Origin of the sequence: Acidovorax sp. LjRoot66, assembly GCF_964253305.1 — a bacterium.
In the GTDB taxonomy this organism is placed as follows: Bacteria; Pseudomonadota; Gammaproteobacteria; order Burkholderiales; family Burkholderiaceae_C; genus Acidovorax.
Genome location: NZ_CAXUQU020000001.1, coordinates 826,655 through 840,204, shown reverse-complemented (window position 1 = coordinate 840,204; position 13,550 = coordinate 826,655). Strand labels below are relative to the sequence as shown.

Genomic DNA, 13,550 nt, shown 5'->3' with positions numbered 1-13,550 from the left:
GATTACGCGGCCTCCCCGGAGAGGTTCAGCTCTTGACCTGGTTGCAGCGTGACATAAGCCTTGCGAACGTTGTCGCGGCGGCCGATGGTCTTGCCAAAACGCTTGGTCTTGCCTTTGGTGTTCACCACAGAAACGCCCTTGACCTCGACCTTGAACATCAATTCCACAGCGGCCTTGATTTCTGGCTTGGTTGCGTTCTGCAGCACCTTGAACGTCACAGCATTGGACTTCTCGGCAACCATGGTGGCCTTTTCGGACACGATGGGAGCGACCAGCACTTGCATCAGACGACCTTCGTCAAACTTGAGTGTGCTCATGCGAACATCTCCTTGAGTTTGTCGATTGCACCCTTGGTGACGAGCACTTTCTTGAAACGGACCAGCGACACGGGGTCGGCGTAACGGGGCTCGACGACGAGCACGTTCACCAGATTGCGCGAAGCCAGGTACAGGTTTTCGTCCACTTCCTCGGCGATCACCATCACCGATTGCAGGTTCATCGCCTTGAACTTGTCGGCCAGGACCTTGGTCTTGGGCGAGTCAAGCTTCAGCGAGTCAACCACCGCCAGACGGCCTTCGCGGGCCAGCTGCGACAAAATCGCAGACATGCCGGCGCGGTACATCTTCTTGTTGATCTTTTGCGTGAAGTTTTCGTCAGGCATGTTCGGGAAAATCCGACCGCCCCCGCGCCACAGTGGCGACGAGGTCATACCTGCACGTGCGTTACCCGTACCCTTTTGCTTGAAAGGCTTCTTGGTCGAGTGGCGGACTTGTTCACGGTCCTTCTGCGCACGGGTGCCCTGGCGGGCGTTGGCTTGGTAAGCCACGACGATCTGGTGCACCAGATCTTCGTTGTATTCACGACCGAACACGGTCTCAGGAACGTCCAGCTTGGACGCGCCCTGGCCTTGGTCATTCAGGAGTTCGAGCTGCATTAGTTCGCTCCTTTGGAGGCTTTGGCCTTGACCGCTGGACGCACCGTCACGAACCCACCCTTGGAGCCCGGAATAGCGCCCTTGATCAAGAGCAGTTGACGCGCTTCGTCGATGCGGATCACATCGAGGTTTTGCGTGGTCTTGGTGACATCGCCGAGGTGGCCCGTCATCCGCTTGCCAGGGAACACGCGGCCTGGATCCTGCGCCATACCAATGGAGCCGGGAACGTTGTGCGAACGGCTGTTACCGTGCGACGCGCGTTGCGACTTCATGTTGTGACGCTTGATGGTGCCGGCGTAGCCTTTACCGATCGAGGTGCCTTGCACGTCGACCTTCTGGCCCACGGAAAACACGGACGTCACAACGACCGATGCGCCAGCTTGGTACTGGGCAGCGGTGTCGGCGGTCACGCGGAATTCCTGGATGATTTCACCGGCTTCCACACCTGCCTTGGCAAGGTGACCGGCTTCTGGCTTGGTCACGCGCGATGCTTTGCGCGAACCGAACGTGACCTGCAGGGCCACGTAGCCATCGTTCTCTTGGGTTTTGATCTGGGTTACGCGGTTGTTGGACACATCCACCACCGTGACAGGCACTGCGTCCCCGTCATCGGTGAACAGACGCATCATGCCCACCTTGCGACCCAGCAACCCGAGGGAGTTGCTCAGACTCATTTGTTTCTCCAAAACTTCCACCGCCGCAACTTCAATTGGCTGCGGCGTTGCACTCGCGTGCATGAAAGAGGGTTATTAAAACTTCGCCCTGCGAGCACCCGTAAGCGCACGCAAATTAAGCGAAGCCCTAAAGTATAACGCGAACTGCTTTTGCAAGCAAGTTCGCGTTATACGAGACCACACCCGGCGGGCAAGCCCGCCAGGAAGGGATCATTACTGCAGCTTGATCTCGACGTCCACGCCGGCGGGCAGGTCGAGCTTCATCAGGGCGTCCACCGTCTTGTCGGTAGGGTCCACGATGTCCATCAGGCGCTGGTGCGTGCGGATTTCGAGCTGGTCGCGGCTGGTCTTGTTGACGTGCGGCGAGCGCAGGATGTCGAAACGCTTCATGCGCGTCGGCAGGGGCACGGGGCCCTTGACGATGGCGCCGGTGCGCTTGGCGGTGTCAACAATTTCGGCAGCGGACTGGTCGATCAGCTTGTAGTCAAACGCCTTCAGGCGGATGCGGATTTTTTGCTTGGACATGTCAAGTTCCTTGTTGTTCTACTGAGCGATTAGGCGATGATCTTGGCCACGACGCCGGCGCCGACGGTACGACCGCCTTCACGGATGGCGAAGCGCAGGCCTTCTTCCATGGCGATGGGGTTGATCAGCTTCACAGTGATCGACACGTTGTCGCCTGGCATGACCATTTCCTTGTCCGCTGGCAGCTCGATGGCGCCGGTGACGTCGGTCGTGCGGAAGTAGAACTGGGGACGGTAGTTGTTGAAGAACGGGGTGTGGCGGCCGCCTTCGTCCTTGCTCAGCACATACACTTCAGCCGTGAAGTGGGTGTGTGGCTTGATCGAGCCGGGCTTGCACAGCACTTGGCCGCGTTCCACGTCTTCACGCTTGGTGCCGCGCAGCAGCAGGCCAACGTTGTCGCCAGCCTGGCCTTGGTCCAGCAGCTTGCGGAACATTTCCACGCCGGTGCAGGTGGTCTTGACGGTGTCCTTGATGCCGACGATTTCGATTTCTTCGCCGACCTTGACGATACCGCGCTCGATACGGCCGGTCACGACGGTGCCGCGGCCAGAGATCGAGAACACGTCTTCCACAGGCATCAGGAAGGCGCCGTCCACAGCGCGCTCTGGCGTGGGGATGTAGTTGTCCAGTGCGTCGGCCAGCTTCATGATGGCTTCTTCACCCAGGGCACCCTTGTCGCCTTCCAGGGCGAGCTTGGCGGAACCGCGGATGATCGGGGTGTCGTCGCCTGGGAAGTTGTATTTGTCCAGGAGTTCGCGCACTTCCATTTCGACGAGTTCAAGCAGCTCTTCGTCGTCAACCATGTCGCACTTGTTCAGGAACACGATGATGTAAGGAACACCCACCTGGCGGGCCAGCAGGATGTGCTCACGGGTCTGGGGCATGGGGCCGTCTGCGGCCGAGCACACCAGAATGGCGCCGTCCATCTGGGCTGCGCCGGTGATCATGTTCTTCACATAGTCGGCGTGGCCTGGGCAGTCCACGTGGGCGTAGTGGCGGTTGGCCGTTTCGTATTCCACGTGTGCGGTGTTGATCGTGATGCCGCGGGCCTTTTCTTCAGGTGCTGCGTCGATCTGGTCGTATGCCTTGGCTTCGCCGCCGAACTTGGAAGACAGCACCGTGGCGATGGCCGCCGTCAGGGTCGTCTTGCCATGGTCCACGTGGCCGATCGTGCCCACGTTGACGTGGGGCTTGGTGCGTTCGAATTTACCTTTTGCCATTTTTCAATTCTCCAAAGAGCGATGCCTGTGTTGTGGTTTAACGTCTGCATCCGATTGCTGGTTCGCCCTGCACAGGCAACGGGGCGGCACCGGATCGCAGACTGCAAAAATCTTGCGTGGGGCGGGTGGTGCCGCCAGTACCTGGAACCAGGTGCTGGCGCCAGTCCCTGCGAACGGCTTACTTGGCGCGGGCAGCCATGATGGCTTCCGACACGTTGCGAGGCGCTTCGCTGTAGTGCTTGAATTCCATCGAGTACGTGGCGCGGCCTTGCGTGGCCGAGCGCAGCGTGGTCGAGTAGCCGAACATTTCCGACAGGGGCACTTCGGCGCGGATGGCCTTGCCACCGCCAGGAATGTCTTCCATGCCTTGCACCATGCCGCGACGCGAGGACAGATCGCCCATCACGTTGCCGGCGTAGTCTTCAGGCGTTTCCACTTCCACGGCCATCATGGGTTCCAGGATGACCGGGTTGGCCTTGCGGCAGCCTTCCTTGAAGCCGAAGATGGCAGCCATCTTGAACGCCAGTTCGTTCGAGTCCACATCGTGGTACGAACCGAAGTGCAGCGTGACCTTGACGTCCACCACGGGGTAGCCGGCCAGGACGCCTTGCGTCACGGCTTCGTTGATGCCCTTTTCCACGGCCGGGATGAATTCGCGAGGAACCACACCGCCCTTGATGGCGTCGACGAACTCGATGCCCTTGCCCACTTCGTTGGGTTCGATCTTGAGCACGACGTGGCCATACTGGCCCTTGCCGCCGGACTGGCGCACGAACTTGCCTTCGGCTTCTTCCACCGTCTTGCGGATGGTTTCGCGGTAAGCCACCTGGGGCTTGCCCACGTTGGCTTCCACGCCGAATTCACGCTTCATGCGGTCGACGATGATTTCCAGATGCAGCTCGCCCATGCCGGCGATTAGGGTCTGGCCCGATTCTTCATCGGTCTTCACGCGGAACGACGGATCTTCGGCAGCCAGGCGTTGCAGGGCGATGCCCATCTTTTCCTGGTCGGCCTTGGTCTTGGGTTCCACAGCCTGCGTGATCACGGGCTCAGGGAACACCATGCGCTCCAGAATGATCTGGGAGTCGATGTCGCTCAGCGTTTCGCCGGTGGTCACGTCCTTCAGGCCCACGCAGGCAGCGATGTCGCCGGCGCGGATTTCTTCGACTTCCTGGCGCTCGTTGGCGTGCATCTGCACGATACGGCCAATGCGTTCCTTCTTGCCCTTGATGGGGTTGTAGACGGTGTCGCCCTTGGTCAGCACGCCGGAGTACACACGCACGAAGGTCAGCTGGCCCACGAACGGGTCGGTCATCAGCTTGAATGCCAGGGCCGAGAACTTCTCGCTGTCATCCGCCTTGCGGGTCACGGGATTTTCGTCTTCATCGGTACCGGTCACGTCTGCGATGTCCGTCGGCGCGGGCAGGTAGTCGATCACGGCGTCGAGCATGCGCTGCACACCCTTGTTCTTGAACGCGGTGCCGCACAGCATCGGATGGATTTCCGTGGCGATGGTACGAGTGCGCAGGCCGAACTTGATCTCGTCCTCGGTGAGGTCGCCCTCTTCCAGGTACTTGTTCATCAGCTCTTCAGAGGCTTCAGCCGCAGCTTCGACCATCTTTTCGCGCCACTCCTTGGCGGACGCCAGCAGTTCGGCCGGAATTTCTTCGTAGCTGAACTTCATGCCCTGGGATGCTTCGTCCCAGATGATGGCCTTCATCTTGAGCAGGTCGACCACGCCGGTGAAGGTGTCTTCTGCGCCGATCGGGATCACCACGGGCACGGGGTTGGCCTTAAGGCGCAGCTTCATCTGGTCATAGACCTTGAAGAAGTTGGCACCGGTACGGTCCATCTTGTTCACGAATGCCAGACGTGGCACCTTGTACTTGTTGGCCTGGCGCCAGACGGTTTCCGACTGGGGCTGCACGCCGCCCACGGCGCAGTACACCATGCAGGCGCCGTCGAGCACGCGCATCGAACGTTCCACTTCGATGGTGAAATCCACGTGGCCGGGGGTGTCGATGATGTTGAAACGGTGCTCGGGGTAGGAGTTGTCCATACCCTTCCAGAAGCAGGTCGTGGCAGCCGAGGTGATCGTGATGCCGCGCTCTTGCTCCTGTTCCATCCAGTCCATGGTGGCAGCGCCATCGTGCACTTCACCAATCTTGTGGCTCACGCCCGTGTAGAACAGGATGCGTTCGGTGGTCGTGGTCTTGCCAGCGTCAATGTGGGCCGAGATACCGATATTGCGGTAGCGCTCGATGGGAGTCTTGCGAGCCATGGTGGATCCTTGGATGGGTCGTGTTATTCAGGGGAGGGGCCCAGCATTGTGGCGCTGCAACCCGTCAATTTTGTGACCACCTCAATCGCCACAAGGCTGCAGGCAAAAATGCCGGCAGCCTTGCGCTTGGCGACGAAAGCAGTTCGTCGATTTAGAAGCGGAAGTGGCTGAAAGCCTTGTTGGCTTCGGCCATGCGGTGAACTTCGTCACGCTTCTTCATGGCACCGCCACGGCCTTCGGTCGCTTCGAGCAACTCGTTGGCCAGACGCTGGGCCATCGACTTCTCGCCGCGCTTGCGGGCCGCTTCCTTGATCCAGCGCATGGACAGGGCCAGGCGACGGACAGGGCGCACTTCGACTGGCACCTGGTAGTTGGCACCGCCCACACGGCGGGACTTCACTTCGACCATGGGCTTCACGTTGTTGATGGCAACGGTGAAGGCTTCCAGCGGGTCCTTGTCAGGGTGCTTCTTCTCGATCAGTTCCAGGGCACCGTAAATGATGCGCTCTGCAACAGCTTTCTTGCCGCCTTCCATGATCACGTTCATGAATTTCGACAGCTCTACATTGCCGAACTTGGGATCCGGCAGGATTTCACGTTTGGGGACTTCGCGACGACGTGGCATTTTTCACCTCATATTGCTTCAGTTGGCATCTTTTCAGACACCGCGAGATTCATTCAGAACCCCACTTACTCGACCCACACGGAACAGTCCGCGCTTGGGGTCACTTCGTTTGACTGCGCCTGCCAGGCGAATCAAACACCGATGGAGACACAACCGCCAGGGCTTACTTGGCCTTTGGCTTCTTGGCGCCGTACTTGGAGCGCGATTGCTTGCGGTCTTTCACGCCTTGCAAGTCGAGCGAACCACGCACGATGTGGTAACGCACACCGGGCAAGTCCTTGACACGACCGCCACGAACCAGCACCACGCTGTGTTCCTGCAGGTTGTGGCCTTCGCCGCCGATGTAGGAAATGACTTCGAAGCCGTTGGTCAGGCGAACCTTGGCGACCTTGCGCAGAGCGGAGTTAGGCTTCTTTGGCGTCGTGGTGTACACACGGGTGCACACGCCGCGGCGCTGAGGAGAGTTTTCCATCGCAGGGCTCTTGGACTTGATCTTTTCGACCTCGCGCCCCTGACGGACTAGTTGATTGATGGTTGGCATGAATACGTCCCTAAACGTAAAAAACGAAAACGTGAAACCCTTCGGAATTTCCGAAAAGCCTTCTAATGTAGCAGCATGGACACCGATGGGCAAGTGCCGCGCGGCTTCCCCCTTAAAGCCCCTCCCGGTACGCCGACATCGCCCGCCGCCTTTGAAAGCGCGCGGCCGATGCCAGGGCAGCCGTGCAAGGGCCGCCCCGCCGCACGGGCTGCGTCCCCCTTCCCGAATGGCGCAGCCATTCGAGAGAAGGGGTGAAGGCGCGGCAGCGCCTCAGGGGGTTGCACTCTATTTGATCCAGAGGCGGATGGCATCCCAGGCGCGGCCCAGAATGCCGGCCTGCGCCACGCCATCGAGCGCCACCAGAGGCACCTCGGCCAGCGTCTGCTCGCCCAGCACGACCTTCAGCGAGCCCACCGCCTGGCCCTTGGCAAAGGGTGCCACCAGGGGGTCGGGGCGGGCGATCTCGGTCTTGATCTTGCCGCCGCTGCCCGAGGGCACGGCCACCACGATGGCCTCCGCACGGCCGATCTTGAGGGTGTTTTCCGTGCCCTTCCAGACAGCGGGGGTGGCCACGGGCTGGCCGGCGTCGAACAGCTTGACCGCCTCGAAGGCGGTGTAGCCCCAGTTCAGCAGCTTCTGGCTTTCATTGGCACGGGCATTCTCGCTGGCGGCGCCCAGCACGATGGACAGCAGTCGGCGCTGGCCGACATTGGGGAAGTCGCGCTTGGAGGTGGCCACCAGGCAGTACCCGGCGGCGGCGGTATGGCCGGTCTTGAGGCCATCCACCGTCGGGTCGCGGAACAGCAGGGAATTGCGGTTGTTGCCGTTGGAGACGGGCGTGCCCGGGTAGCTGTACTGCTTGGTGGCGTAGTAGTGCATGTACTCCGGGAAGTCCTTCATGAGCCGGCTGGCCAGCACGCCCAAATCGCGGGCGGTGGTGGTGTGGCCGGGCTCGGTCAGGCCCTCGGGGTTCTTGTAGGCGGTGTTCTTCATGCCCAGGGCCTTGGCCTGGTCGTTCATCAGCTTGACGAAGTTCTCGGCGGTGCCGCCCACGCCTTCGGCCAGGGCCATGGTGGCGTCATTGCCCGACTGCACGATCATGCCCTTGATCAGGTCGTCCACCGGCACCTGCATCTTGGGGTCGATGAACATGCGCGAGCCGGGCATTTTCCAGGCCAGCACGCTCACCGGCAGCTTCTGGTCGAGGGCGATCTTCTTGGCACGCAGGGCATCGAACACCAGGTAGCCGGTCATCAGCTTGGTCAGCGAAGCCTGCTCCACTGGCGCATCGATGTCCTTGGCGGCCAGCACCTGCCCAGCCGTGATATCCAGCAGCAGGTAGTTGCGCGCGGCGATCTCCGGTGGCTGAGGGGCCTGCACCTGCGCCCACAGGGCGGCTGGCGCGAGCACCGCAGCAAGGAGGACGGAGCGCAGCGTGTGCAATAAGGACTTCATGGAAACAAGCATTCGGGTGAGAGAAGAGGAAAAAAAACAGCAGAAAGCAGCGGAATGGCAGTGTGCAGCCTGCGCGGCGCACCGGCCAGCCGTGGAGCGTCAGGCCCCGGCCAGCAGATGGCGGGTCACCAGATTTTTCAGAAGCGGCAATTGTCCGTGAAAGAAATGCCCCCCACCGGGGACGACTGTCACAGGGAGTATCTGGGGGCGTGCCCAGTCCATCACGGCGGCCAGGGGCACGGTGTCGTCCTGTTCGCCATGCACGACCAGGGTGCGCTCGTGCGCCTCGGGCGGCACCGGGGCCACGGTGAAGCGGCTGGCCGCGGTGCCCACCAACACCACGCGCTCAATGGCGCGTTCGCCCCACAGGCTGGCCAGCGCATGGCTCGTGACGAAGGCCCCAAAGGAGAAGCCAGCCAGAGCCAACGGCCCCTCAGGCGCCGCCTGGCGCACCACGTCCAGAAAGTCCTCGGCTTCGCCCCGGCCTTCGTCGTGCGTACCAGCACTGCCACCCACGCCGCGGAAGTTGAAGCGCACCGCCGTCCAGCCGCTGTGCACGAAGGCCCGCGCCAGGGTCTGCACCACCTTGTTGTCCATGGTGCCGCCAAACAGCGGGTGGGGGTGGGCAATGACGGCAATGCCGCGCGGGGCCGCGCCCTCGGGCAGCACGGCGGCGTCGCGCACCGCCTCGATGGCGCCGGCGGCGCCGGTGAGGGTCAGGCGTTCGGTCTGGGAATTCACGAAAATTTGCTACCAGGTCAATAGCAGCCTGCGCATGCAAGGCAATGCAGGCCGCCTGGAATCAGGAGGGGCGACAGCGCTCTGAATGCGAATCAGCGGCCGAGTTCCGGCGGCGTGAGCAACCGTTCCACGACTTTGCCGTTCTTGAGGTGGGATTCGACGATCTCGTCGATGTCGGCGTTGTCCACGAAGGTGTACCAGGTGGCCTCGGGGTAGACCACGGCGATCGGCCCGCCGGCGCAGCGGTCCAGGCAGCCCGCCTTGTTCACGCGCACCTTGCCGGCGCCGGACAGGCCGGCGGCCTTCACCTGCGACTTGCAGCGGTCAAAGGCGGCCTGCGCACCGTGGTGGGCGCAGCTGTCTTCGCCGTTGGTGCGGTCGTTCAGGCAAAAGAAGATGTGCCGCTGGTAGTAGCCCGGCTGTGCCGCCGGTGCCGTTGTCGTGGAGGTGTCGGTCATGCCGCCATTCTAGAAGCGGTCCCCTGCACGGCCTATGCCCAAAACCCCCAAAAGGAGCTCAGGCCGGGCCATCGCGCCGGGCCACGCGCACAACCACATAGGCCAGTGCCGCATAGGGCCAGACCCAGCCCAGCCACTGGCCCAGGCCGTAGAAGCGGATGAAGCGCCCCTGCTCCCAGGCCTGCAGGGTCTGGGCAAAATAGGCACTGGTCGGCGCCTGGTTGAGCAGCCCCAGGTGCCACACCAGCACCAGCAGCAGCACGGCCGCGCAGGCGCGCCGGGGCAAAGCCAGCAGCACGACCGCAAGAGCAAGCGCGCTCCACACGCCCACGCGCACGGGCAGGCCCATCCATTCCCACGCATGGGCGGGGCCCCAACTCAGCGCCGCCGACAGCGCCGTGAGCACCACGCCCACCACCACCACAGCCAGAGCGAACAGCGCCCGGCGCGATGCCTGGCGGATCACGCAGTAGCCCAAAAGACAGGGAATCAGCAGACCCAGCGTCACGCACAGCAGCTCGCCGCCGGGGGACAGGGGGTCGAGCGCGGTGTCGCGCATGGGCAGCCAGTCCAGGAACGGGGTGTCGGCCAGGATCTCGACCAGGGCCCCTTCCAGCCGCTCGAGCACCTGACCCAAACCGAACGGCAGGGCCGCCGGGAACAGCAGGGCCAGGGGCCACAAAGCCAGCAGCACCAGCGCGCCATGGGCATCCTGCACGAACCACCGGTTGCGAAAGTCGCTCCAGCGGTCGATGGCGCCCAGCCGCTCCAGCGCCGACGCCGTGAGCGCCCCCGCCAGCGTGCCTGCCGAATTGAGCAGCAGGTCCATGTTGGAAGGCACGCGCCGGGGCAGGTAGATCTGCAGGAACTCCAGGGTCAGCGACAGCAGCACACCGGCCACCGTGGCCAGCACCCAGGCCCCCCAGCGCCAGCGCATGCGCAGCAGAGCGAGCGCCAGCAGGAAGCCCAGCGGGGCATAGCCCACCAGGTTGGAGGTGACGTCAAAGCCGGTCCAGTACGGCGGCGGAATCGGCGAGGCGAGGAACACCCAGGGATCGATGCCTTGCGCGCGCCAGCCGTCGAACGGAAACAGGCTGGCAAAGACGATCAGCGCCGCATAGATCAGCGCGAGGGGGCCGGCCGAGCTTTTGTACACGGGCGCTCTGGTGCCGTCAGAAAGGCTTGACCACCACCAGCACCACGGCGGTCACCAGCAGCAGCACCGGCACCTCGTTGAACCAGCGGAACCACCGGTGGCTGCGGCGGCTGCTGCCATCGGCCAGCTTGCGCAGCAGCACGCCGCAGGCGTGGTGGTAGCCGATGGCCAGCACCACCACGGCCAGCTTGGCATGCATCCAGCCATTGCCCGGCCCGCGGCCAATGCCATAGCCCAGCCACAGCCAGAGGCCCAGCGCAAGCGCCGGCACCGCCAGCAAGGTGGTGAAGCGCAGCAGCTTGCGCGCCATGAGCACCAGGCGCTCGCGCTCGGCCACCGAGCCCGGCGCCACCATGGCCAGGTTCACGAAGATGCGTGGCAGGTAGAACAGGCCGGCGAACCAGCTGGCGATGAAGACGATGTGGAAGGCTTTGACCCAGAGCATGGCTGCAGTTTAAGGGAACGCTGAACAAATCCTGGCGACGCGCACGCACAGAAGGCCAAGCAGGCAAAGCCCCAAAAAAAAAGCCCGGCAAAAGCTGCCGGGCTTCGAAAGCCCTGCCCGCATTGCGGCAGCCCAGGGCCCCGCTCAGGGAGGAAAAGCGGGGGACAGCAAGCTGCCCGCAACCAATTTAGCACCAGCCTGCGGGGCGTACAAGCAGGGTTTGACAACTCCGGCAGCAGCCCTCTCGCCGCCTTGGTGGGCGCGCTTGAGGCACAATTTTCCCCATGCACCTCCCAAGCCCCGCCCCTTTTCCGCAAAACCGCCCGCGCCGCCTGCGCCGCGACGCCTTCACCCGCAACCTGGTGCGCGAGCACAGCGTCACCCCGCACGACCTGATCTACCCGGTGTTCGTGCACGAAGGCGAGAACCGGCGAGAGGCCGTGCTTTCCATGCCGGGTGTGGACCGCCTGAGCCTGGACCTGCTGCTGCCCGTGGCCGAGGACTGCGTGCAGTTGGGCATCCCGGTGCTGGCCCTGTTCCCGGCCATTGACGCGGCCCTGAAGACGCCCGATGGCAAGGAAGCCCTGAACCCCGACGGCCTGATCCCGCGCGTGGTGCGCGCCTTGAAGAAGGAATTTCCCACCCTGGGCGTGATGACCGACGTGGCGCTGGACCCCTACACCAGCCACGGGCAGGACGGCGTGCTGGACGACACCGGCTACATCATCAACGACGACACGGTGGAGATCCTCACCGGCCAGGCGCTCACGCATGCCGAGGCGGGCGTGGACATCGTCGCCCCCAGCGACATGATGGACGGGCGCATCGGTGCCATCCGTGAGGCGCTGGAGGTGCAGGGCCACATCCACACGCGCATCATGGCCTACAGCGCCAAGTACGCCAGCGCCTTCTACGGCCCCTTCCGCGACGCCGTGGGCACACGCGGCGCGCTGGGCAAGGCCGACAAGAACGTCTACCAGATGGACCCCGGCAACACCGACGAGGCGCTGCGCGAGGTGGCCCAGGACATCGCCGAAGGCGCCGACATGGTGATGGTCAAGCCCGGCATGCCCTACCTGGACGTGGTGCGCCGCGTGAAGGACGAGTTCGGCGTGCCCACCTTCGCCTACCAGGTGAGCGGTGAATACGCCATGCTCAAGGCCGCTGCGGCCAACGGCTGGCTGGACCACGACGCGGTGATGATGGAAAGCCTGCTGGCATTCAAGCGTGCGGGTGCCGATGGCGTGCTGACCTACTTTGCCCGCGACGCCGCCCGCTTGCTCCTCAAGCGATAGAGAAACGCGGCGCTAACAGCGCCGCCGCCACTTCCCACAGACATCCAACCAACGGGCATCGATGCGCATTTTCCATATCCAGAGCAGTGGGGCCCAGGAGCTGGACGTCCTGCCCCATGCGCCGCCAGAGCAGGGCTTTTTCTGGATTGCCTGCGCGCGCCCGGCCTTCCAGGCGCAACTGGCCGAGGTCCAGGGTGCCCTGCAGCGGCTGACCGGCCTGCAATTGGTGGACTTGCATGTCTCCGACCTGCTCAACGGGCAGTTGCCGTCGCACTACGACTACACCTCGCAATACGACCTTCTGGTGTTCCGCCGCCTGGCCACGGTGCCTTCGGAGGACAGCGCTGACACGGCGAAGGCCACGCACCGGCGCGGCGGCACGCCGGTGCTGCGGCGCATCGACACCAGCCCGGTGGGGTTCGCCGTGTTCGACCGGGTGCTGCTGACGGTGCACCCTGGCGACTGCAGCGTGCGCGACGCCTATGCGGCGCGCCTGCTGGCGCCGGCCCCCATGGACCCGCGCGAAGGCCGGGCCAATCCCACCGCATCTGGTTCGCGCAAGCCCACCTCACCGGCCGACCTGATGCTGCGCGTGGTGAACCTCATGGTGGATGGCTACCTGGACCTGCGCCGCGAACTCTCGCGCGAACTCGATCACTGGCAGACCGAGCTCCTCAAGCCCAGGGCACGCAACGTCAACTGGAGTTCGCTGCTGGAGGCACGCCTGTCGCTGCACGCACTGGACGAGATCTGCGAGGACCAGCGCACCGCCGTGCAGGACTGGATCGACGCGCTGGAGACCTGGGAGACGCCCCAGACACCCGCCGGCATGCGCGACCTGGACCTGCTCAAGGTGCGCAGCCGCGACGTGCTGGAGCACATCGAGCGCGTGGTGCACCATGTGCGGCGCATGGAGCAAAGCACCGAAACCACGGTGCAGATGCATTTTTCGATGCAGGGCAACCGCACCAACGACATCATGCGCACGCTGACGGCGCTCACGGCGGTGTTCCTGCCGCTGAACCTGATTGCCGGCATCTTCGGCATGAACTTCGAGTTCATCCCGCTGGTGCACAAGCAGGACGGTTTCTGGTGGGCCATGGGCTCCATGATCACCATCGCCACCCTCCTGATCTCGGTGTTCTGGCGCAAGCGCTACCTGGCCCGGACAGGCTCCTGAAAGCCTTTGCCGACATGCCC

The 13,550-nt window shown here is 63.4% G+C and carries 15 protein-coding genes; 2 read left to right on the top strand and 13 right to left on the bottom strand.

Annotated features, from left to right (window positions below; translation table 11 throughout):
• Positions 1-2 precede the first annotated feature (2 nt).
• The 13 genes from rplW to ACSQ3Y_RS03830 all read right to left on the bottom strand — a co-directional run bounded on the left by rplW (position 3) and on the right by ACSQ3Y_RS03830 (position 11,055).
• Positions 3-317, bottom strand: a complete 315-nt coding sequence (gene rplW / locus ACSQ3Y_RS03890; RefSeq protein WP_010467173.1) for a 50S ribosomal protein L23 — start codon at positions 315-317, stop codon at positions 3-5.
• Positions 314-934 carry a 50S ribosomal protein L4 gene (rplD, locus tag ACSQ3Y_RS03885; RefSeq protein ID WP_010467171.1) on the bottom strand — a complete coding sequence of 207 codons (621 nt, stop codon included), beginning with the start codon at positions 932-934 and terminating at the stop codon, positions 314-316. The genes rplW and rplD overlap by 4 nt, the downstream gene beginning before the upstream one ends.
• Positions 934-1,608, bottom strand: coding sequence for a 50S ribosomal protein L3 (gene rplC, locus ACSQ3Y_RS03880; RefSeq protein ID WP_057203511.1), 675 nt, complete (start codon positions 1,606-1,608; stop codon positions 934-936). Before rplC ends, rplD begins: the two co-directional genes overlap by 1 nt.
• 213 nt (positions 1,609-1,821) lie before the next feature.
• Entirely contained in the window at positions 1,822-2,133 is a 312-nt protein-coding gene (rpsJ, locus tag ACSQ3Y_RS03875) for a 30S ribosomal protein S10 (protein WP_005796953.1), read from the bottom strand.
• Positions 2,134-2,162: 29 nt separating this feature from the next.
• Positions 2,163-3,353 carry an elongation factor Tu gene (gene tuf / locus ACSQ3Y_RS03870; RefSeq protein WP_179682390.1) on the bottom strand — a complete coding sequence of 397 codons (1,191 nt, stop codon included), beginning with the start codon at positions 3,351-3,353 and terminating at the stop codon, positions 2,163-2,165.
• A 178-nt stretch (positions 3,354-3,531) separates the two neighbouring features.
• Positions 3,532-5,634, bottom strand: a complete 2,103-nt coding sequence (gene fusA / locus ACSQ3Y_RS03865; protein ID WP_436176501.1) for an elongation factor G — start codon at positions 5,632-5,634, stop codon at positions 3,532-3,534.
• Positions 5,635-5,785: 151 nt separating this feature from the next.
• Complete coding sequence (gene rpsG, locus ACSQ3Y_RS03860) at positions 5,786-6,259, bottom strand: 30S ribosomal protein S7 (protein WP_005798541.1); 474 nt, start codon at positions 6,257-6,259, stop codon at positions 5,786-5,788.
• A 163-nt stretch (positions 6,260-6,422) separates the two neighbouring features.
• Entirely contained in the window at positions 6,423-6,800 is a 378-nt protein-coding gene (gene rpsL / locus ACSQ3Y_RS03855) for a 30S ribosomal protein S12 (RefSeq protein WP_007851137.1), read from the bottom strand.
• A 285-nt stretch (positions 6,801-7,085) separates the two neighbouring features.
• A complete protein-coding gene (locus ACSQ3Y_RS03850) occupies positions 7,086-8,255 on the bottom strand; it encodes a D-alanyl-D-alanine carboxypeptidase family protein (protein WP_057202587.1) in 1,170 nt (389 codons plus the stop codon).
• 99 nt (positions 8,256-8,354) lie between these two features.
• Positions 8,355-8,996: an alpha/beta hydrolase gene (locus ACSQ3Y_RS03845; protein ID WP_436176500.1), complete on the bottom strand. Its 642-nt coding sequence runs from the start codon at positions 8,994-8,996 to the stop codon at positions 8,355-8,357.
• A 92-nt stretch (positions 8,997-9,088) separates the two neighbouring features.
• Positions 9,089-9,454 carry a (2Fe-2S) ferredoxin domain-containing protein gene (locus ACSQ3Y_RS03840; protein WP_436176499.1) on the bottom strand — a complete coding sequence of 122 codons (366 nt, stop codon included), beginning with the start codon at positions 9,452-9,454 and terminating at the stop codon, positions 9,089-9,091.
• A gap of 58 nt (positions 9,455-9,512) precedes the next feature.
• Positions 9,513-10,610 carry a VanZ family protein gene (locus ACSQ3Y_RS03835; protein ID WP_436176498.1) on the bottom strand — a complete coding sequence of 366 codons (1,098 nt, stop codon included), beginning with the start codon at positions 10,608-10,610 and terminating at the stop codon, positions 9,513-9,515.
• 16 nt (positions 10,611-10,626) lie between these two features.
• On the bottom strand, positions 10,627-11,055 hold the full coding sequence (locus ACSQ3Y_RS03830) for a CopD family protein (RefSeq protein ID WP_436176497.1): 429 nt from the start codon (positions 11,053-11,055) through the stop codon (positions 10,627-10,629).
• A gap of 284 nt (positions 11,056-11,339) precedes the next feature.
• Between ACSQ3Y_RS03830 and hemB the strand changes: the two genes are divergently transcribed.
• Together hemB and ACSQ3Y_RS03820 are read left to right on the top strand one after the other, a co-directional pair.
• Positions 11,340-12,350: a porphobilinogen synthase gene (gene hemB, locus ACSQ3Y_RS03825; RefSeq protein WP_057202592.1), complete on the top strand. Its 1,011-nt coding sequence runs from the start codon at positions 11,340-11,342 to the stop codon at positions 12,348-12,350.
• A gap of 61 nt (positions 12,351-12,411) precedes the next feature.
• A complete protein-coding gene (locus tag ACSQ3Y_RS03820; RefSeq protein WP_436176496.1) occupies positions 12,412-13,530 on the top strand; it encodes a magnesium transporter CorA family protein in 1,119 nt (372 codons plus the stop codon).
• The last annotated feature ends 20 nt before the right edge of the window (positions 13,531-13,550 follow it).

Excerpts from the sequence above, each read along its gene's own strand:
- rplC (WP_057203511.1), bottom strand. The coding sequence starts at position 1,608 with ATGAGTCTGAGCAACTCCCTCGGGTTGCTGGGTCGCAAGGTGGGCATG.
- rpsJ (WP_005796953.1), bottom strand. The coding sequence starts at position 2,133 with ATGTCCAAGCAAAAAATCCGCATCCGCCTGAAGGCGTTTGACTACAAG.
- hemB (WP_057202592.1), top strand. The coding sequence starts at position 11,340 with ATGCACCTCCCAAGCCCCGCCCCTTTTCCGCAAAACCGCCCGCGCCGC.
- rplD (WP_010467171.1), bottom strand. The coding sequence starts at position 934 with ATGCAGCTCGAACTCCTGAATGACCAAGGCCAGGGCGCGTCCAAGCTG.
- ACSQ3Y_RS03840 (WP_436176499.1), bottom strand. The coding sequence starts at position 9,454 with ATGACCGACACCTCCACGACAACGGCACCGGCGGCACAGCCGGGCTAC.
- rplW (WP_010467173.1), bottom strand. The coding sequence starts at position 317 with ATGAGCACACTCAAGTTTGACGAAGGTCGTCTGATGCAAGTGCTGGTC.
- ACSQ3Y_RS03820 (WP_436176496.1), top strand. The coding sequence starts at position 12,412 with ATGCGCATTTTCCATATCCAGAGCAGTGGGGCCCAGGAGCTGGACGTC.
- fusA (WP_436176501.1), bottom strand. The coding sequence starts at position 5,634 with ATGGCTCGCAAGACTCCCATCGAGCGCTACCGCAATATCGGTATCTCG.
- ACSQ3Y_RS03850 (WP_057202587.1), bottom strand. The coding sequence starts at position 8,255 with ATGAAGTCCTTATTGCACACGCTGCGCTCCGTCCTCCTTGCTGCGGTG.
- tuf (WP_179682390.1), bottom strand. The coding sequence starts at position 3,353 with ATGGCAAAAGGTAAATTCGAACGCACCAAGCCCCACGTCAACGTGGGC.
- rpsL (WP_007851137.1), bottom strand. The coding sequence starts at position 6,800 with ATGCCAACCATCAATCAACTAGTCCGTCAGGGGCGCGAGGTCGAAAAG.
- rpsG (WP_005798541.1), bottom strand. The coding sequence starts at position 6,259 with ATGCCACGTCGTCGCGAAGTCCCCAAACGTGAAATCCTGCCGGATCCC.
- ACSQ3Y_RS03830 (WP_436176497.1), bottom strand. The coding sequence starts at position 11,055 with ATGCTCTGGGTCAAAGCCTTCCACATCGTCTTCATCGCCAGCTGGTTC.